Annotated in this window: 15 protein-coding genes and 1 riboswitch; of the genes, 8 read left to right on the top strand and 7 right to left on the bottom strand. The window is 46.4% G+C overall.

Going from position 1 to position 20,965, the window contains the following annotated elements:
* Positions 1-12: 12 nt before the first annotated feature.
* Positions 13-1,347 (top strand): ABC transporter substrate-binding protein, encoded by a 1,335-nt coding sequence (locus GC096_RS26820; RefSeq protein ID WP_171634491.1) that lies wholly within the window; start codon positions 13-15, stop codon positions 1,345-1,347.
* A gap of 56 nt (positions 1,348-1,403) precedes the next feature.
* Here GC096_RS26820 and GC096_RS26815 read toward each other — a convergent pair whose 3' ends face one another.
* Complete coding sequence (locus GC096_RS26815; RefSeq protein ID WP_171634489.1) at positions 1,404-2,267, bottom strand: AraC family transcriptional regulator; 864 nt, start codon at positions 2,265-2,267, stop codon at positions 1,404-1,406.
* Positions 2,268-2,414: 147 nt separating this feature from the next.
* Between GC096_RS26815 and GC096_RS26810 the strand changes: the two genes are divergently transcribed.
* Positions 2,415-3,713 (top strand): alpha-glucosidase/alpha-galactosidase, encoded by a 1,299-nt coding sequence (locus GC096_RS26810; protein ID WP_171634488.1) that lies wholly within the window; start codon positions 2,415-2,417, stop codon positions 3,711-3,713.
* A 421-nt stretch (positions 3,714-4,134) separates the two neighbouring features.
* Here GC096_RS26810 and GC096_RS26805 read toward each other — a convergent pair whose 3' ends face one another.
* The 6 genes from GC096_RS26805 to GC096_RS26780 all read right to left on the bottom strand — a co-directional run bounded on the left by GC096_RS26805 (position 4,135) and on the right by GC096_RS26780 (position 10,163).
* Positions 4,135-4,452, bottom strand: a complete 318-nt coding sequence (locus GC096_RS26805; RefSeq protein WP_171634486.1) for a dehydrogenase — start codon at positions 4,450-4,452, stop codon at positions 4,135-4,137.
* Between the two features lie 167 nt (positions 4,453-4,619).
* Positions 4,620-6,818 carry an MMPL family transporter gene (locus GC096_RS26800; RefSeq protein ID WP_171634485.1) on the bottom strand — a complete coding sequence of 733 codons (2,199 nt, stop codon included), beginning with the start codon at positions 6,816-6,818 and terminating at the stop codon, positions 4,620-4,622.
* 74 nt (positions 6,819-6,892) lie between these two features.
* Entirely contained in the window at positions 6,893-8,272 is a 1,380-nt protein-coding gene (locus tag GC096_RS26795) for a sensor histidine kinase (RefSeq protein WP_171634483.1), read from the bottom strand.
* Positions 8,269-8,949: a response regulator transcription factor gene (locus GC096_RS26790; protein ID WP_312886350.1), complete on the bottom strand. Its 681-nt coding sequence runs from the start codon at positions 8,947-8,949 to the stop codon at positions 8,269-8,271. Before GC096_RS26790 ends, GC096_RS26795 begins: the two co-directional genes overlap by 4 nt.
* Before the next feature lie 164 nt (positions 8,950-9,113).
* The gene (locus GC096_RS26785; protein ID WP_171634480.1) at positions 9,114-9,560 is read right to left on the bottom strand and encodes a cupredoxin domain-containing protein; all 447 of its coding nucleotides are present in this window, start codon (positions 9,558-9,560) and stop codon (positions 9,114-9,116) included.
* Between the two features lie 120 nt (positions 9,561-9,680).
* Entirely contained in the window at positions 9,681-10,163 is a 483-nt protein-coding gene (locus GC096_RS26780; protein WP_171634478.1) for an HPP family protein, read from the bottom strand.
* A 143-nt stretch (positions 10,164-10,306) separates the two neighbouring features.
* On the opposite strand from GC096_RS26780, the gene GC096_RS26775 reads away from it, so the two are divergent.
* The 6 genes from GC096_RS26775 (at position 10,307) to GC096_RS26750 (ending at position 20,922) form a co-directional block, all read left to right on the top strand.
* Complete coding sequence (locus tag GC096_RS26775) at positions 10,307-11,221, top strand: LysR family transcriptional regulator (protein WP_171634477.1); 915 nt, start codon at positions 10,307-10,309, stop codon at positions 11,219-11,221.
* Positions 11,222-11,536: 315 nt separating this feature from the next.
* Positions 11,537-12,136 carry an undecaprenyl phosphate transporter UptA gene (gene uptA, locus GC096_RS26770; RefSeq protein WP_171634475.1) on the top strand — a complete coding sequence of 200 codons (600 nt, stop codon included), beginning with the start codon at positions 11,537-11,539 and terminating at the stop codon, positions 12,134-12,136.
* A 76-nt stretch (positions 12,137-12,212) separates the two neighbouring features.
* Positions 12,213-12,779 carry a thioredoxin family protein gene (locus GC096_RS26765; protein ID WP_171634474.1) on the top strand — a complete coding sequence of 189 codons (567 nt, stop codon included), beginning with the start codon at positions 12,213-12,215 and terminating at the stop codon, positions 12,777-12,779.
* Positions 12,780-12,799: 20 nt separating this feature from the next.
* Entirely contained in the window at positions 12,800-13,423 is a 624-nt protein-coding gene (locus tag GC096_RS26760; RefSeq protein WP_171634472.1) for an MBL fold metallo-hydrolase, read from the top strand.
* Positions 13,424-13,993: 570 nt separating this feature from the next.
* Complete coding sequence (locus GC096_RS26755) at positions 13,994-14,284, top strand: hypothetical protein (RefSeq protein WP_056618426.1); 291 nt, start codon at positions 13,994-13,996, stop codon at positions 14,282-14,284.
* A gap of 125 nt (positions 14,285-14,409) precedes the next feature.
* Positions 14,410-14,608, top strand: a riboswitch (cobalamin riboswitch).
* Positions 14,609-14,781: 173 nt separating this feature from the next.
* Positions 14,782-20,922: a DUF4430 domain-containing protein gene (locus tag GC096_RS26750; RefSeq protein WP_171634471.1), complete on the top strand. Its 6,141-nt coding sequence runs from the start codon at positions 14,782-14,784 to the stop codon at positions 20,920-20,922.
* The last annotated feature ends 43 nt before the right edge of the window (positions 20,923-20,965 follow it).

The raw sequence follows: 20,965 nt of genomic DNA, 5'->3' as shown, positions 1-20,965 counted from the left end.
AGGGGGATTTATATGATGATGACGAAATGGAAACAAACAGCAATTGGTATGACCGCAGCAGCTGTTCTTCTTACAGGATGTGCATCCAAGGGAGCAGAAGGGAGTTCGAGACCAGCGGCGGAGGGGAAACCTGTTACGATCAAGCTGCATACGTGGAACAATTTGAAGAACGATGGTTTCGATGTCGTCATTGACGCTTTCCAGAAGAAATATCCGAATATTAAGGTGGAGTTCGTGTCCGCTGGCGATAATAATTCATTGGAAGCACTTAAGAAGATTGATCTTGCGGCTGCATCTGCCGAAGACATGGATGTTATTATGCTGCCTGCGTCGAGCTATGTGACACAGCGTGCTGCGCTAGGTATGTTTGAGCCACTGGACTCGTATTTGAGTAAAGATGGTATCAAGATCGACGACGAGTACATGGGTGCAACGCAGTTGAATGGCAAAACCTATGGTATTCCTGGTAAATCCGTTACGCAGTTTGTTACGATTAATGAAAGTCATATGAAGGAAGCGGGATTGACCGTTCCCAAAAGCTGGACATGGGATGACTATCTCGATTACGCGAAGAAAATGACGAAAACCGATGGTGGTAAAACACGCTACGGCACGTACTTCCATACCTTTATTAATTTCACGTACTTAGTTCAATTCGGTCAGTTGCAAAATTCGGGACTTGTCACCGATGACGGGAAAAACGCGAATATCAACACGCCATTTATGCGCAAATCCTTAGAACTGCGCCTTCAAGCGGAGAAAGATAAGACGGCCACGCCATATGCCGAGGTACTAAGCCAGAAGCTGAACTATCGCCCGCAATACTTCAACCAGAATACGAGTATGATGGCTGTAGGTTCTTTCATTATTGCGGAAACAGGCGGTTCGGACGCCGTGCCAGCGAACTTTAAGACCGTCTTTGCACCTTGGCCGACGATGAACAAAGGGGAGCCAAGCGTAACTCCTGTCGGTGGGGACAACTTTGCCCTCTACAATAACTCGAAGCATAAACAAGAAGCGTACACCTTCATTCGTTGGTTCACAACCGAAGGTTTAGTGCTACAGGGACGTTTCATTCCTTCTTGGAAAAAGGCCAATCTTGAGCAAGTCGTTGATCAGATTGTCTCCAAAACGAAAACACCTGCCATGGTAGACAAAGAGTCTTTGCTCTATGTGTTGAAAAACACGGTGGCTGCCAAAGCAGCTACTCCGCTGACGTATCAAGCTGAAGTCGATAAAGTGATGCAAGAGGAATTCGATAAAATGATGCTGAAAAATCAGGATATCGATACGACGATCAAAACAGCGCAAGATAAGATTCAGAAGCTGGTGGATTCGAAGAAGTAGAGAAAGTGGGAAGAGCCTTCGCTGGTGTAGCGGAGGCTCTTTCGCGTTGGTGCATATTAGGAAAGTTGTCTAAGCTCTTTCCGATACACAGAAGGTGCGGAACCGCTCCACTTGTGGAACTGCTTCGAGAAGTATAATGCATCATTGAAGCCGACGGAGGAGGCGACCTGATCGATGGTCATGGCGGTTGTCATCAGTAGCTGCTTGGCCCGTTCCATGCGGATGTTGAATAAATACTGCATCGGAGATAATCCGGTGGATTGTTTGAACATTTTGCACAAATAGGTACGGTGATACCCCAAGCTGCGAGCGAGATGCTCAATGGAGACCGCTTGTGTATACTGCAGCTCTAAATAGCGGACGGCTTGTCCGATCTGGCGTTGGATATCGGTTTCAGCCACTGGCTTGACAGAAATATGGTGCGTGTTCACGCGTCCAAGCTCACGAAGAAGCAGGCGCAGCCAGCCTTCAGCTTCCAGCTCCTCTAACTGAGGGAAAGAGGTATGGCTGAAGCAGGCGCGCAGATGTCGGTAAAAGTGACGAATGGTGCGCGGGTCATTGCCCGATACCACGGCTTGCTGCGGGGAGACCCCGATTTGTGAAAGCAGCGAATCGACGGAGCGACCTGTGGAAGCAACCCAGACATAGTGCCAGGGCGTATCAGCATCTGCCGTATATGAGAATAACTCACCAGGATAAATGATAAACGTGTCCCCGGTGGAGCAAGCGTAGGTACGCTGCCCCATTTCGAAGGTGCCTTTCCCCGAAAGAACGGTGTGGATCAAGTAATAATCGTGAACGGCTGGTCCCATTTTGTGCTGGGGGTGAGGCTTGCCTTCGCCACTGAAAAGGACAGATAGTTCAGGATTGCTATGTAAAGGATTGATGCTTATGTCGAAGTAAGTATGATCTTGATTCATAGGAGCCTCGCTTTTTCTTTTACTCTGAGCGTAATCTAAAAAACTACAAATGTCCATATTGGAGTTGTTTCAATCCATATTTTTCAAAGCGAGCTTGCGCTATAGTAAGGATATAATAATAGTTTGTCTATTGGAGGAGATTCTCACATGTCCAAAATTACTTTTTTAGGCGCAGGTAGCACGGTTTTTGCAAAAAATGTACTCGGTGATTGTTTGCTTACTCCCGCATTACAAGGCTATGAAATCGCTCTCTTTGATATTGATCATCAGCGGCTGCAAGATTCTGCTAATATGCTGAATAACATCAAGAAAACGAGTGGAAGTACGTCCATTATTAAAGCGTATACAGACCGTAAAGAAGCGTTGAGCGGTGCCAAATTCGTAGTAAATGCGATCCAAGTAGGTGGCTATGATCCATGTACGATTACGGATTTTGAAATTCCGAAAAAGTACGGTTTGCGTCAAACGATTGCTGATACGGTTGGCATTGGCGGTATTTTCAGAAACTTGAGAACGATTCCAGTTATGCTGGATTTCGCTGCGGATATACGTGAAGTGTGCCCAGATGCGCTGTTCCTTAACTACACAAATCCGATGGCTGTTTTGACAAATGTCATGAACACGTATGGCGGTGTGAACACAGTTGGTTTGTGTCATAGCGTGCAAACGTGTGTACCGGAATTGTTCAAACACTTGGAAATTGATCAAACTGGTGTGAAAGCGAAAATCGCTGGGATCAATCATATGGCATGGCTGCTTGAAGTGACCAAGGATGGTGTTGATCTCTATCCGGAGATTAAGAAACGTGCAGCTGAGAAGCAAAAAGAGAAACACAAAGACATGGTTCGCTACGAAATGATGCTGAAATTCGGCCATTATATTACGGAATCCTCTGAGCATAATGCGGAGTACCATCCGTATTTCATCAAGCGGAATTACCCAGAGCTCGTGGATCGCTTCAATATTCCATTGGATGAGTATCCGCGTCGTTGTATTGATCAAATCAGCCGCTGGAAGCAAATGCGTGAGGACCTCGTGAACGATGCGAATTTGACGCATGTACGTTCACATGAGTATGCTTCGTATATCTTCGAAGCGATTGAGACGGATGTTCCGTTTAAAATCGGCGGGAACGTCATGAATACTGGCTTGATCACGAACTTACCACGTGAAGCAGTTGTGGAAGTGCCGTGTTTGGTTGACCGTAACGGTGTAACACCTACTTATGTAGGGGATCTGCCACCACAGCTGGCGGCGCTGAACCGCACGAATATCAACACGCAGTTGTTGACGATTGAAGCGGCAATTACAGGCAAGCGTGAACATATTTATCACGCAGCAATGCTGGATCCACATACATCAGCTGAGTTGTCGATGGACGATATCGTCGCGATGTGCGATGAGTTGATTGAGGCTCATGGCAAGTGGTTGCCAGCGTATAAGTAAGAAATTTGGTCGTGGGGATGATGGTCCCCGCGGCCTTTTTTATTTTGATCGTATAAGAACCTGCCTCTCAGAAGAGCATATTGAACTCACCGGGCTGGACGCTACGTCTAACTGGAAAATCTACAGCTAATTTCACGCTTCGCGGGTGAAAATTACGATTAGATGGAAAAACGGTAGTTATTTTTGACGTATCCGCCAGTTTAGCTGAAAAAGGGTGGAATTAACTACATATTTTCCAGTTATTTCAAAATAATGGAGGGGAATTACCGAATTAACTGTACTTTTTCCATTTATTAGCTGATCGGGTAGTGCTCGGCCCTCGTCACAGAGCGGTAACCAAGCTTCAACAGCACAAATAAGAGCGGGTTACCGCTCTTATCATGCATGGTTGAACTGGTTCGACTGGCTTCGCTGGATCGCGCTACCCACCAAACGCATCGCGAAATGCTTCTTTTAAGGTTTCCAACTCGACGTTCCATATAGGAGCGATCTCGGGGCCAACGTGTTCGCCGAACCAATCAGCGAGCAATCGACGATTGCTGCCATTCTCGACGATGAAGGGGAGATTCAGCATCACTTTTTTCACGTAGATCGTTTCAGCGGACTTGAGTTGCTCTGGGGTGAGCCAAATCTTGAGCCGCTTCACTGTTCGATATAGCTCCTTGTTGCATGCTCTCCGAATGGCACGAGCGTTGGGAAGTTGCTGTTTATGTCGTTCACTTTGTTTCTGATACACCATACAGGGATCGACGCTCCTCTCTCTGTTATGTGTATGCACAGAGAGGGCGGAGAGCGACTCGAGACAAGCACCTACAGCGCCCAAGTTCGTGGCAGAAGAGGAGTTGCTCGCTTGGAGTGATATAAGCGCAGGCAGTTATGCAGCATGGTGTCAGTTTACATGCAGGACTACTTCTCCAACACCACAGAATGCCTCACCTCACGCGGCCCCATATGGGTCATCAGCGCCGGAAGCAGCATGCCTCGAACGAGGAAGGTGTCGATGAGAATACCTGCCGCCATGGCGAAACCAAACAGCAGCAGCTCCTGCAACGGCTGCGTCATTAAGACACAGAAGGTCGCCGCCAGCACGATGCCGGCCGAAGAAATGACGCCGCCCGTTAACGCCGCGCCGCGTTGCACAGCCTCTCGCCAAGGATGGCGCTGCGCTTCCTCATGCACCCTAGACACCAAAATAATGTTATAGTCTACGCCTAACGAGATGAGAAAGATAAATGTGTACACGGGCAGACGGTAGCTGAAGGCATCGTGTCCAAATCCGAAATGAAACACACTCCAGACCACTCCCATCGTAGCCGCGTAGGACAGCAGCATGGTAGCCATCATGGTAAGCGCCAATCGCAGGGAGCGGGCCTGCCAGATCAGCATAACGGTAATCAACAAGGTAATGAGTGAGAAAATAACCAGCGTATCCCGCTTATTCATGGTACGGACATCAAGTTGCTCCGCCGTTTGGCCTGCGTAATGCAGGGTGAACTGGCTAGCCTCGAAGCCACTCTGTCCAAGCAAGGTATCGCTATCCTTGCGTAAGCTAGAGATCACTTCTAGCGCAGCTTGATCGTAGGGATTCATTGTCAGAATCAGCTGGAACTTCATCGTATGCTTAGGTAAATTGGCATTCCCAGGAGTTAACTCAGCTTGATTGACCCCAGGTGTTAGAGAACTAATCCCCTCATAGCCACGGATCAGTCCAGTTAGCTTATCCATTTTGCTAATAAAAGCCTCATCCCAAACGATTTCTTTCTTCGAATCCAAAAGAACAGTAACTGGCGCTAATTGCCCAGGAGGGAACTGCGCCTCCAACGTGTCAAATCCTTGTCTAGAAGAAATATCGCTAGGGAAGGATTTCATAAGATTAAACGAGTAGCGCATACCTAGTGTAGATAACGCAGGTGCCACCAAAACGATAATGAGAACAAGAGCGGTTATCCGCGGCTTTGAGGTAACGCGAGTACTGACCCAAGCCCAGAAGCCGCGAGGCTCTTCATTCACAAGAACCGCGTCATCCGTACGTGGAATAAACGGCCAGAAAGCTTTTCGCCCAATCAAGGCAAACATTGCAGGAATCAGCGTCAGTCCACCGAGCAAAATAACCACCATCGCGATGGAGAAGACAGGCGCAAAGTTATGATAGGGCTTGAATACAGCAGCGAATAACGTGAGCATGGCAATGAGCACGGTGCCGCCGCTGAAGAAAATCGGTTCAGCCACGTTGGAGAAAGCTTTCGACATCGCATCGTACTTAGAATCCGTTGTCCGCAGGGCGGAACGATAGCGCGCAATAATAAACAAGCAGTAATCGGTCAGCACAGCGAAAAGCAAGATCATCATGATGGAGAGGGATTGCTTCTCGACGAAAATCCAGCCCATTTTGCCTGCTAAGCCTATGACTCTATCGACAACTGCATACACCATGCCTGCGATAACCAAGGGTAACAAAGCCAACAGCGGTGATCGGTATATGATGATTAAAATGATAAGAATGATCCCCAGTGTGGCGAGCATTAGCACAAAATCGGCCTTTTTGAAGAGCATAATGGTATCGGATGAAATGCCAGCAGGACCTGTGATGTCAAGCTTCATAGCCCCCAGACCTTGCTGCTCGGACATATGACGAATCTGTTCAAGTGTATCGTAAACAGGACCAGATGCCAGATCCTTTTGGAGGGAGACCGTTAACAAGAGCGTTGTACGATCTGCAGAAAATAACAGCTCTTGTTGCGCCGCGGGCATTTGATGAAAAGGAAGAGAACGTGTGACGTATGCCGGTTTCTGATCAGAAGCCAGCCACGAACTGATGCCAGTTATAGCCCCTCGCTCAGCAGTCGTGATCGCTTGCTCGGAGTGGAACACGAGGATGGCAGTTAAGCCGTCCGGGGAAGGATAGGCCTCTTGTAATAACTGTTTAGCTTCTTCAGATAATGTATGGCCAGCTAAGCTGCCTTCACCGCCGCTTTGGGCGACTTCTTTGGAAGATGGCGCAAATGCACTTAATAAAAGGATGGCAGCTAGCCAGCTAATGAGTACGATTTTGACGCCTTTAGCACTGCTAACGAACTGGGCAAGACGTGTTAATGCATGTTTCATGGCAGGTTCATTCCCCTCTCCTAAATCTACTTCAAATAGTAGGAGAGGAATATGAACGGATGATGAATGCAAGATTACATTCGGGGCAGGTGGGCAGTGAACGTAGTCCCTTTACCGAGCTCACTCTGCACATGAATGCTGCCACCATGCAGCTCGATGATTTTCTGAACAATAGATAAACCAAGGCCCGTGCCAGCGCTGGCGCGGTTCCGTGCGCGATCCGCTTTGTAGAATCGGGTGAAAATATGAGGCAGCTCTGACTCTGACATGCCAATCCCTGTGTCGCGCACCACGACAGTGACCTCCGTCTCTGATGACTGAATCGCAATATGTAACATGTCATGAGGACGAGCGTATTTGATGCCATTCGTAATAAGGTTCAGCCAAACCTGATGCAGCAATTGGTGATCAGCCGAGACGTCGGTTTCCGGTAGATCCAGTTCGATGTCGAGCTCCTTTTCCGACCATTGCCACTCCGTATGAATGAGAATTTGGCGGATTTGTTCATCCAGTCGGTACATCGTGCGCTTAACTACATGACTCTCTTTATCTAATGAGGCTAGCGTTAGCAGTTGTTTACTGAGGGAGGACAATCGTTTGCTTTCGTCTAAAATGATATGAAGATAGCGCTCCTTCTCCTCCTCGGAGGTCGTCTGATCCAGTATGGATTGGGCGAAGCCCTGAATCGAAGTTAACGGAGACTGGATTTCATGGGAGACATTGCCCACGAATTCCTGCCGCATAGCTTCTACCTGTTTTAGCGATTGCGCCATGAAGGTAAAATCTCGCGCAAGCTCCCCGATTTCATCCTGACGGGAAACATCCATCTTCATTTCGTAGCTGCCGCCAACAATCCGTTTCGTAGCTTCTCGTAATTTTTTGACAGGCCTCACGATGAATTGGGAGAAAATAATGATAAGAACGATGCTGAATAGGAAGGTAAGTCCGAGCAGGAAAGCCATCAGGACGCGCACGCCGCCGATCTGCTGTTCCAGATTAGGCCGTACAAACAAGGCATACGTTTTCCCTTGTACCTGAACGGGAACACCGATACTGTTGCGCAGGCTATTTTCAAAATAGCCGATAACCATCAGAAGATGACGCTCCTGCAGCATCCCACGGTACGTTTCTCCCGCTAAAACACGCTGAATTTGCTCTGGATCCAACTGCGTATGCTTATACGGCGTTCCATAGAAGGTCCCCGCCATCTGCTCATTCACGACATAAAGCTGGAATCCCATATTGGCAATATGTGTGAAGAATGTCGCAGGCTCGACCTGAGGCACTTCTTCATAAAGTGTGCGAATCTCCGTCGTTATTTTCCAAATTTGTTCCTCGTTCTGATCCCTTAACTTGGCTAGATAATACCAATTCGAAAGAAAGAGAGCGAGCACAGAACTGACCATCGCGATGAGAATAAACGTAACAACGATGCGAAAATATAATGTTTTCATCCTTCCGTCACCTCAAGCTTGTAACCAAGTCCTCTCACCGTCGTAATCATAAAGTCACTTGTTTTCTCATAAAAACGCTCCCGCAGTCGCTTGATATGAACATCGATGGTTCGGCTGTCACCCTCATAATCCGTGCCCCATAGCATTTGAATCAGTTGCTCACGCGTGAAAATGCGTCCTGGATGACTCGCCAATTGGGCGAGCAGCTGGAATTCTTTGAGCGGCAGCAGCAGCGTTTCACCTGCGATCGTGACTTCATAGCTTTTGCGGTTGATGACCGTTTGACCAAGTGTAATCATCTCCGAGGAAACCAGCTGATATCGGCGCAATAACGCACGCGTACGGAAGAGGAGCTCCTTGGGCTCGAACGGCTTGACCACGTAATCATCGGTGCCTGAAGCAAAGCCTCGTTCTTTATCTTCAATCTCACCTTTGGCTGTCACAAGAAGAATCGGAATATCGTAATGCTCGCGGATTTCCGCGCATAGCTCCAAGCCGTCACGCAGCGGCATCATGACATCGACAACGGCGAGATGAATTTGTTCGGTTTCCAGCAGCCTCGAAGCTTGCTCACCGTCACTTGCTTCAAAGACCGCATACCCTTCTTTGGAAAAAAGGAAGCGCATGAGTTCGCGAATATGGGCATCGTCATCGGCGACGAGTATATGTGTTTTCACTGGGGAAGCACCTTCTTCATAAGGAATCATTTGAGCTTGGCATCAGTGTAAACGAAAAAAAACCTTAATGCCACTTCTGATATCGAGGCGTCTGTGGATGACGTTTCGAGAAGCAGAAGAAGCTTAAGGTAAAGCTCGAATAATATCAGAACCCGTGAGGCCATTTAATAGACCTCGATATAGCCGATCATTGGACCATTATGCGCCATATCCGTATGCGTCATGCAGATGAGGCGATACGTCCCCGCTTGGTTGGCGGTAAAATGAACGATGGTTTCTTTGCCTTTTTTGATCTCACCGGAGATATTGAGTCCTTCGATGAAAAAGGGGTGGCTCTCGCCATTGATGCCAAGGATGCTAAGTTTGATATGCTCGCCTTTCTTAACAGCAATGGTGCCAGGGTCCCAGCGGTAAGCCTCGATGGTTTTGCCATCAGCTGTGGTGGATTTGAACTCCCCCACAACCATGTGTATGGTGCGTTCTGCCGTGGGTTCGGCGAAGGTTGGCAGGATGCTTGCTCGATTCACATACAGCCATCCAATGAGAAGGATTAGAAGTGCGGCTGCTAGCTGATAGAAATGCTTGCGTTTGACAATCCATACTCGGGACATAGGGTCCGCCTCCTGTACAAGGGTCTTGTACATCTTATGCGGGGGCTTGTCAGCGCATGAATTGGAATTGCAAGTGCAAGTGCAAGTGCAAGTGCAAGTGCAAGTGCAAGTGCAGTGCTCCTACCACCAGGTGGTAGGATAGGAGGTGCGTGTTGCCCGGTGATACCCGAGGGCAACGAGCACGATCAGCGCTGCGCCGAGCAGCACCGGCGTGAGCAGGAAGCTCCAGCTGGCGCCGGTGAGCATCACGAGCAGCGGGTCGGCGCCTGCGGGCGGATGCAGCGTGCGCGTCAGCTGCATGAGCGTGATGGCGGCGCCGACCGCGAGGGCGAGGCTCCACGCGTGCACGCCGAACGCGGTGAGGGCGACGAGCCCGACGAGCGTGCTCAGCACGTGGCCGCCGATGAGGCTGCGCGGCTGCGCGAGCGGGCTCTGCGGGAGCGCGAAGGCGATGACGCAGGAGGCGCCGAAGGGCGCCATCAGCAGCGAGGTGCGGGAGAGGTCGCCGAGCAAGCTGCACAGCAGGATGGCGAGGAAGCCGCCGATGCCGGGGATGAGTTTGATGAATAGGGGAGAGAGTTGTAGTCGAAGACGAGTGAACATGTGGGGTGTGCCTCTTTTCATTGTTGTTTTCCCATTTCTTTCATGGATTTCTCATTTTCATATGGTATCATGAGTTTATGTATTTGAATAACGAATGATTATGATATCTGATATTTGATAATCCGATGGGTGGTGTGTTGGTTATGCTGGAACAACTGGATGGACGAAGTATGAAAACCTTCGTTACGGTCATGGAGGAGAAGAGCTTCAGTAAAGCCGCTCAGAAGCTCGGTTACGTTCAATCCACGGTGACGATGCACATTCTTCAGTTGGAGCAGACCTTAGGACAGGCGCTTTTTACACGGTTGCCGCGCGGGGTTGAGTTGACAGTGGCGGGCCGAGAGGTGGCGCCTTTTGCCTATCGATTCTTGCAGTTGGGAGAATCCTTGCAGGAGAAACTAACGGGCTTGCAGGAGCCCAAAGGCGTGGTGCGCCTGCGCGCCTTGGAATCGTTCTGCGTGCCGCATCTACCAATGATGCTGCCGACGTTGTTCGAGCGCTTTCCACTCATACAGCTGCAGCTGGAAACGGGCTTTCAACGCGACATTGTTCAGGAGGTATCGGCGTACCGTGTGGACTTAGGCATCGTGCCGCGTGATCCCAAGCTGCGAAATCTCACTTTTATCCCGCTGCTCGTGGATGAATTGGTGTGGGTGGGGGCTCCTGCGCTAGTGAAGCGCATCGAGCTGGAGGGCTGGGAAGCGTTGGCACAGACACAGGTCATCGGCTTTGGCAGCCGCTGCATTTATCAATCATTGGCCTCTCAGGTACTGATGACGGACAAAGGGCTTGCTACTTTTACCGAAATGGCCTTCGATAGTACGGAAATGCTCAAACAGACGATGATGTGCGGCATGGGCCTCTCCTTGCTGCCTGTCACTTCCGTTCAGAAAGAGCTTGAAGCGGGTCAGTTGCTTCGCGTTGAGTCGGAGACAGCGATTCCGTTGGAACATGGGCTGATTCACCGTGCCGGCAAAGAGCTCAGCGCACCTGTGGAAGCTTGTAAATCGCACATATTGGCGTATTTTAACGATGAGTTGCATACAAGTAGAGGATAGCGGCCTGTCTATGATAGAATGTGGATGGGATTAGAAAAGGCAACACGTACAAGTTAGACCTCATAGGGGAAGTATTAGGCATTTAACAGGAAAAACTACAGCTAAATATGAGGATTTCAACGGCAGAATTAGAATACATGGAAAATATCCAGCTATTTTGTGGATTATAGGTAATTTCGAGTGGAATAGGCGAATTTAGATGGATAAAATCCAGCTATTCTCTTTCTTTTGATCCTATGGGCCCAATTAGATGTACTTTTTCCAGCTAAGTAAGTAGCGAATGTAAGGGAAAGTGAAACGAAGAGAGGGTTACGCATGCATGATTTGATTCAAAGTGTTTTGGTATATTTGGAAGGCTTGGGGTACTGGGGGATTTTCCTTGGACTTATGCTTGAGGTCATTCCAAACGAATTGCTTTTAGCCTACGCAGGATATCTCGTATCCAAAGGTCAAATTAACTTCGTAGGTGCCATGCTTTGCGCAGTCGTCGGGGGAACTTTGGCTCAAATCGTGCTATATTGGATCGGGCGTTATGGTGGCAGGCCTTTTCTGGAGAGATATGGCAAATACCTGCTGATCAGCAAGCATCATATCGATGTAGCGGAGAGCTGGTTTAATCGGTATGGTACGGGGATGATTTTTACAGCGAGATTTATTCCGATTGTGCGTCATGCGATCTCATTGCCAGGCGGTATGGCGAAGATGCCTTTGGGGAAATTCTCCCTTTACACGGCGTTAGCTTTAGTTCCTTACTCGTTTCTGTATATTTATTTGGGTATGAAATTGAAGGACAACTGGGAGACGATTGGCGAGTACGCAGGGCCTTATATTAAACCATTGATTATCGCTGCGATCGTGCTAACGCTCTTGTATGCGGGCTATCAATTTTATCTCAAAAGAAAAAAGAAAATCTAGTAAGGTTGATTTGGCGGTTTCGCCTGCTTTTGATACAATGAAAGAGAAATAGGATGATCCTGGGAGGATGACAACGATGGGTGCAAATCTTGCTAGTAAACTAGGTACAGGCTTGAAGCCGAAACAATTTATCGAAAGTATGGAAAAAAATAAAGAGCAATTTTTAGCGTATTATGATGGCTTTGCTTGGGACAATGAAGAGGATAAGGAATATTTCGAATCCCTTAACAATCGCGATGATCTTCGCTGCTTGATTATTGCTGCTGACTGGTGTGGTGACGTTGTTCGCAACGTGCCTGTTGTTTTCAAGGCTTTGGAAGATAGCGGCGTTCCAACTGAGGTTCTCATTATTGAGCAAAATTATGATGTGATTGATCAGTTCTTAACAGGCGGCGGACGTGGGATTCCAATCGTCGTATTTACGGATACAGGCGGCTTCTCGCTTGGGCACTGGGGACCTCGTCCGAAGAACGTGCAAGCGGTTATGACGCAATTCAAGAAAGAAAATCCAGATCGCGATGCGGCAGATTATAACGAAAAAATTCAAGTAGCCAGAGCCGAAATGGGCCGTCAATATGGCGAAGGTAACGGATATCATGCTGTTATTGTGAAGGAACTTCGTTCATTGATCGAGTCGTTCTAAAAGGTGAGGGTGGCATCACGATGATCAACATTCAATCCTTCGTCCTGGGTCCGGTTCAGACGAACGCGTACTTACTCTCGAATCCAGAGACGAATCAAGGTATTATTATCGATCCCGGTATGAATCCGAAGTCGCTGATTAAGAAAATTGCCGACATGGATATCGTGGCGATTCTACTGACGCATGCGCATTTCGATCACATCGGCGGCGTCGACGAGATTCGTAAGCTCAAAGGCTGTCCGGTGTATATTCACGACCTGGAAGCCGATTGGCTGACGAATCCGAAGAAGAACGGCTCCGCGCGCTGGCCTGAACTTGGGACTTTAGTTGAGACGGACCCGGCAGAGTTCGCGCTGGATGAGGGGCAAGTGCTGGAGTTCCTGGGCATTAAGCTCAAGGTGTTCCACACCCCAGGCCACTCGCCGGGAAGCGTGAGCTTCTTGTATGAGAAACACCTGTTCAGTGGTGATGTGTTGTTTAAACTATCGGTCGGTCGTACCGACCTGCTTGGTGGAGACAACAATACCCTGCTGGATTCCATCCAGGATAAGTTGTTCCTGCTGGATGACGACGTCATCGTCTATTCGGGGCATGGCGCCAAGACGACGATTGGCTTCGAACGTGAGAATAATCCATACGTGTAAGGCGATTAGGACTGCTCCCTCTGATGAGGGGGCGGTCCTTTTTTGTATGGAGTCGGAACGAGCACCACCAGAGGCATGAAATCGGAAGGGCATAAGTGTTAATCGTATTGTAGTGATGAAAAACATCGTTAAAGTTGCGGAAATGTGGGAGAAAAGCGATTAATCGCGCTGTAGTGATGAAAAACATCGTTAAAGTTACGGAAATGGGGGAGAAAGGTGATTAATCGTGCTGTAGTGATGAAAAACATCGTTAAAGTTACGGAAATGGGGGAGAAAGGTGATTAATCGTGTTGTAGTGATGAAAAACATCGTTAAAGTTAAGGGACGCATGAATAAGTAATTGGCAGCAGTGGATAAATGCTTGATTAGTATGTTTTTCCGCTCATATGCTCGTTCGCCCATGACACCCACCCAATTTATTTATAAACTGGGTATTTACCGTGTGCAACGTAGGTGCTTCCCCATAGACTGATGTTGTAAGCTATTCACCCAACTTCAACAATAACCTTTGAGTTAAACAGTAAGCCTGTGTAAGTCCCTTTTGGGAAAATATGAAGGAGGTGCTCTTCCATGGAATATGTTAAAGTTCCGAATTACCCAATGCAACCAATGCCAATGCCAATGCCAACCCCGATGCCAATGCCTATGCCTACACCGCTTCCAGCGCCAGCGCCAATTATGCAACAACCGATGCACAATAATATCCACTTGCACGCGTCCTACCAACAAACTGAATTTGTGTTCCCGAAACCGGTTCACACGCAAGCAGTTGCTTGTCCTCCGAAAAACAATTCGGCCGCAAGTATCCTAGTACTTTTCATTTTGTTAGTAATTATTACGCGTAGCATTTGTAGATATTAATTGACGGATTGCTCGGGTAAAAAGAGAGGTAATCCCACCGGGCCTATAGGGCTTGGTGGGGTTGCCTTTTGTTTTATGTAGACAAAACTATCAAAAGGAGTTAACATAAGCATGCTTTAATAATTTCATATGTTCTAAATAAGGGTGTAAGCATACTATACAGATGCTTGCTTAAAAGGGAAGTTCGGTAGAAGCCGACGCGGTCCCACCACTGTACTTGCAGAGTAACTCTTTCATATGCCACTGTCTTGTTTACGAGATTGGGAAGGCGAAGAGAAGCGATGACGCATAAGCCAGGAGACCTGCCTTTATTTATTGGATGTATCTACTTCCTTGGGGGTGGGGATTAGGTACTAAGAGTATGCTGCTCACATAAAGCTTATTTGTTTTGTGTGAAGTATGTATTTCCTGATTAAAGTTGAAGTCACCCTAGTAGTTGAGGGTGGCTTTTTTTGTACCCCTTTATGCAATTTAATAAGGGAAAGAGGAATGGGAAAATGAGTTATCGTTATGTACCAAAACGAGTTATTGCACTTATTATGTCTGTTATGCTTTTATTTTCTTCGCTTGGTGTTTTAATAGGACCGAGTAATCAAGCCGTTGCTGCTTCAAGTACTGGGCCAAGTTCAATCCGAGAATGGCTCCCAGCACCAGGCCAATTCACGAATGAAGCGGGTTGGGGGGGCACTGGCGATATAAACGTCAAATGGACGAATACGCCTGGGTCTGCTGGTGTTTCTTTGGGCGCATTTGGTGGAAGCATCGTGTTTAAATTTGATGATCCTATCCAAAATAGTTCGCTGAACCCATATGGGGTTGATTTTACAGTATTCGGCAATGCTTTTGCTGGCAATGAAGAACCAGCAGGTGTCGCTGTTGCACAGGATGATGGGACAGGCAATCCAGGCCCTTGGTATTATATTGCAGGGTCAGAACACTATGAGGATAGTACCATTTGGGATTACCAAGTTACGTATACGAATCCTGAACCGGAGTTTACCACTGCAAATGGTGTAAAAATACCTTGGACTGATAATAAATCTGTTAGTGGGAATGTTTATACTAACACTTATCATAAGCATTCCTATTATCCGATACCAGCTAATTATCCCAGTGCACCGATAGGTTTTAACAATCTGTCTCAAACTTATACAGGTGTGAAAATTAGTGTAAAGAAAAACGCGTTCGGATATCCGGATACGCATGCCAACGGCAATGCACCCTATGATGTACCTGTAAATCCTTATTTAACGTCACCAACCAAAGGTGATCCCATAGATATTAGTTGGGCAGTTGACAGCTTAGGTAAGCCTGTCAGCTTGAACAGCATAAGTTACGTTAGAGTGTTTAACGCTGTCCAAATGGATGGTGGTGCATTAGGAGAAATCGGTGCTGAAATTACATCCTTGCAAAGAGTCACAGCTAATCAATCAGTTAGCGAAACAGCAGATCTTTCAAGCATCGTTTTATCAGGGACAAACGTAGATTCTTCAGTAACGAAGCAAATTACCGTAACAGCAGGTGTGTATGAGTATAACGATATTCTCATTAACGCAGATAAGATTAAATTAACGGCTAATGGAACAGCTTCAAATATATTTATTAATAATAAAAGTGGTACGACAGGTACGCTAATTGATAAAGAAATCCCATTGAGTGAGACAACGCCCAAAATCGTTAGAGTTATTGCGCAAGATGGGCTTAATACGCCGAAAATATACTATTTGAGCATCCGAAAAGGACTCGAAGAAGTTAATAAATCATTTCTAAATGCGGCCATCACGAATGTTGATAACATGCAAAAAGGAAACTATACGGACGCAAGCTGGCAAGCGTTGCAAAATAGTTTGGCAGCCGCCAAATTGATCTCTGCTAGTTCAACTGTCTTACAAGATCAAGTAGATGTCGCCTTATCTGACTTATTAGCAGCAGTTCAAGGTTTACAAATCAATGCTCCACCAGAAACACCGCAACAACTAACAGTTTCCGTTAGCATCAGCGGGTATAGCGCCGTAGCGGGCAAATCAGTTACCCTAGCCAAGACGGATACGCAAGTTGAAGAGGGGAAAACCGCTGCCTATGCGATCAATAAATTAACGAGTCATTTAAACGTTATAAATACAAGTGGCAATTTCATTACGAGTATCGGTGGTTTGGCAATTGGAGATGGTGGGCCGAAAAGCAGTTGGATGTACCTAGTCAATGGCCAATTTGCTGATGTAGGTATTGCTGACTACGTGTTAAAGAGCTCGGATATCATTACGTTAGTCTACACAGATGATTACGAAGAAGATATTACTAAACTAGCCGATAAAACGGCATTAAATTCAAAGATTAATGAATTAAAAGAAGTTACACAGGGAAATTACACAGAGGCAAGTTGGTCAGTGTTTCAAAAAAGTTTGACGCTTGCCAAAGAAGTAGCAGCGAATAGTTATGCAATTCAATATCACGCTACTAGTGCCCTATCCAAACTGACTTCAGCATTTCAGAGTTTGGTTACAACAACCTCTCCACCTGAGCAACAAACCATTTCAGTCTCATTTACATTAAATGGACATAGTGCGGTAGCTGTAGGGAAAGATGTTTCCTTACCGAAAACGACTATTCAAGTGGAGTCAGGGAAAACCGCTGCTTATGTCATATTCAAAGTTTTAACTGAGGCCGGGATTCATTACGAAGGTAATGGCGGGAGCTATATTTCGAAAGTCAAAGATTTAGGTGAGTTCGATGGTGGACCGAAAAGCGGATGGTTGTACTCCGTTGATGGTGTTGATCCAAATGTAGGTATAGCTAGTTATATTTTGACCAAAAATGCTGATATTGTTCTGCGGTATACGGATAATTTCGAACTAGAGAATCCAACAACACCTGGTGGTGGTACAGACGGTCCTTCTGGTGGCAATCCATCGGCTGTTGAAATTCAGACTGCCATTGATGCTGCCTCCAATTATTTTACATCGAAAGCAAGTGGCATAAGTTCAGAATGGACTGCGATTGGTTTAGCAAGAACAGGACACAAGCTTCCAGAAACGTACTATCATAAATTACAAAACAACGTAACGTATAGCCAAGGTGATTTCTCGTTAGTTACCGATTTAGAGCGTACAATTCTAGGAATTACTGTTTCGGGTGGCGATGCTACGAATGTCTCAGGTATCAATTTAATTGCTAAATTGTACAACAGCAACAAAATGACCGACCAAGGCATTAACGGCGTAGTGTTCGCATTATTAGCACTTGACTCCAAGAATTATTCGGTACCACAAGACGCTATATGGACTAGAGAAGTACTCATAAATGAAATCATCTCCAGACAGCATGCAGATGGAGGCTTTGCTTTAAGTAGTGGAGCGAGTGACCCAGATATTACGGCGATGGTATTAACAGCACTTGCACCTTACGTAGACAATCAAGCATTGTTGAGTGCGAATACGATTACCAAAACAATAAATTGGCTGTCCCAACATCAAGAGTCTAACGGCGGTTACCTTTCCTGGGGGGTGGATAGCAGTGAGAGCGTATCACAAGCTATTATTGCTCTTACGTCCAATCAAATCGATCCAACGAATGCGAAGTATACGAAAAATGGTGTAAATCTACTTGATAAACTATTTCAATTCCGTTTGGCGGATGGAAGCTTCTCGCATTCCACGGAGATGCGATCCAATGGTATGGCGACAGAACAGGCTCTCCAAGCATTAGCAGCGTACAAGTTATATAAAGAAGGCAAAGGTGACAGATTATACGATTTCACTAAAGCATTGCCTGGGTTGGATCAGGTCTCTTCATCACCTGTGAGTATTAGAGTTGAGGGACCAGAAGGACGGATTGCTCAAGGGACTGTCACCGCAGCTACTCCTTTGCAAGCACTTGATTCTTTAGCTACTGCTAAAGGTATTGAAGTAAAGAAAGAAGTAAAATGGGGCACGCTTGATTTAAATATTGCAGGGATACATTCCAGCTTCTATGGGGATGAAGATTACGGTTCATGGGATTTTGCTATCCATAGAGGGAATAAATGGCTTACTTCTTACCAAGGCACAAGCGATCAGATTATTTTAAAAGCTTCCGATGAAGTTATATTCTTTTATAATAATTATGCAACAATGCCGATTGATTCCATATCAATCGAACCAGCTAAAGGAAGTACGGTCTATGAGGATGTTAACTTTACTGTTCGCGTGAATAAAACGGAAATGGACTATAGTAATTTTGGATTAACTCCTGTTGCTGCAGCCGGCGTTAATGTTGCTATCTACACATCTACAGGCGATCTCGTAAGTTCTCAAAAGACAGATGCTCTGGGGGCAACAGTCTTCGGACATTTGCCAGCAGGGAACTATACGGTTTCTATTTCTGATTATGTAGCGAATAGCGCGCCCAACGTTGTTCATACTACGATACCTTTACAGGTACAAGTAGGACTTGCTCCAACTAACGTTCCATTACCGACAGGGGATAATCAACCTACTATTGAGATTCCAGCGGGTAATCAAGACTACATTATTCCAGTTACGGACACGGATGCTGCTAAAGAAGTGACTATTCAAATTCCAGATGATAGCCAATCTAAAGTTTATGTCAGTCTACCTACGGGCAGCAGCTTGCCACAAATTAAGGCTGTCAAAGGCAATGTCACCATGGTTATTCCTCAAGGAGCTCAGGTGACAAGCGGTGATACCCAAGCCGTGGAGCTGGTTACTTCAAAGAATGCTAATGATGCTGGTGTAAATCATAATGTAAGTTCTCTGGTTACAAGCGGGAAAAAGCTGGATTCAGTTGATCAGGTCATTACGATTGGCGGCGGCAGTATCGGCATAACATTTGACCAATTTGTTACTGTGTCTTTCGCTGGAATGAAAGGCAAGGAAGCAGCTTATATTCAAAATGGCGTTCCGAGTGTCATTCAGAAGTTTGCTAGTGATACAGCAGGAGCTGCCAGCGGCAAAAATGAATATGCTTATGACAGTGGCAATGATTTAATTGTAAAAACCAAACATTTCACGGATTTTGTTGCTTATACTTCAAGTGCGATTGCAGTAACTCCGAATCCTGGTGGTGGCTACACGCCTCCTGTTACGAAGCACGTAAAGCTCTCCGTTGATAAGCTTACAATAAGTAAAGGGTATGTTATTCCTGAAGTAAGTGTTGAATTACAGACGGGTGATACGGCCTGGAGCGTCTTAAAGCGGGTGCTCGATACACGCGGAACGGTATATAAATTTAAATGGACCGAAGAGTATGGAAGTGTATACGTTCAATCCATCGATGGCGATGGCGAGTTCGACCATGGCAGCAAAAGTGGATGGATGTATAATGTCAACGGAACTTACCCAGGTATTGGGGCAAGTAACACCGTCCTTAAGGATGGCGACAGCGTTCAATGGCGTTATACGACAAATTTGGGTAAAGATTTAGAGAATGAAGTGATTAAAAAACCTACGATTGTAACACCTGTGATTAATTCAGGGGATAAAAAACCAGTTATCGACGTTCCAGCTACAATTGAACAAGATTATATTTTAAACATCACCAAGGAACTGCAGGACAAAGAATTAATCACCATTAACATTCCTAACGTCACTCCGAAAATTATTCTTAATTTGGATGATGTGAAAGACGGCATTCCTGCGATCACCGCAATTAAGGACGATATCAGCCTTACGATTGATAAAGGAACTGTGTTGAATTCGGGCGATAGTAACGTCGGAATTTTGACAGCTTTGAATGCGGTGGATAAGGATCTACAAGAGCTTGTGAACAAAGGTTTGAGCAGCGCGAACAAGAAATTGGTGAAGCTACATCAAGCTTTTGCCATGGGAAATACCAGTAAATCCGTTCTGTTCGATCGACCTGTAACCCTTGTGTTGAAAGGAGCTAAAGGCCAACAAGTCGGATTCATCGAAGGCAATGCGTTTACGCCAATTGAGATTTATGGAACAGAGGCTGAAGGAATCGAAGCAACAAAGGGTAAAGAAAAGATCACTTACGCTTTTGTACAAGATAACAATTTGATCATTAAAACGAACCATTTTACGAGCTTTGTTTCGTATACGAGTAGCGAAGGAACGGCTGTGGCGTTTGATTTAAACAAGCTGTACAACGATGTTAAATCAATCTCCAACTGGGCTCTCGACGCGATTCGTGAAGCGACTCAGAAAGCTTTGGTTGAGGGCAGCAATGGCCAATTTAGTCCTCAAGCTACGGTAACCAGAGCAGAGTTCACGAAAATGCTAGTAGGTGTCCTTGGGCTGGATGTGCAGACAGTTAAGGTTATTAACTTTAAGGATGTTGCACAGGATGACTGGTTCTATACGTACGTGAACGCTGCGTATAAAGCAGGTCTTATCACAGGAACCAGCGCGGATCAGTTTAGTCCAAACGAGAAGCTGACGCGTGAGCAAATGGCGGTTATTATGGTTAATGCACTTAAGCTTCCAACTGCGGGAAATGCGTTAGCAATCGACGATTTGGAACAAGTATCCGATTGGGCTAAAGCGAGTGTGCAGAGCGTGATTGCACAGGGGCTAATCTCAGGATGGGATAACCGATTCCACCCGATAGATGAGGTAACTCGTGAAATGGCAACGGTTGTTGCGATGAGAGCTTACCATTCTATAAATGATCCGAAGTAGGAAGTGAAAAACAGCACCCCCATGGTTATAAAACCAAGGAGGT

The sequence above is a fragment of the Paenibacillus plantarum genome, assembly GCF_013141695.1.
In the GTDB taxonomy this organism is placed as follows: Bacteria; Bacillota; Bacilli; order Paenibacillales; family NBRC-103111; genus Paenibacillus_E; species Paenibacillus_E plantarum.
Note: the sequence above shows the minus strand (reverse complement) of the source record. Positions and strands in the feature narration are given on the sequence as shown.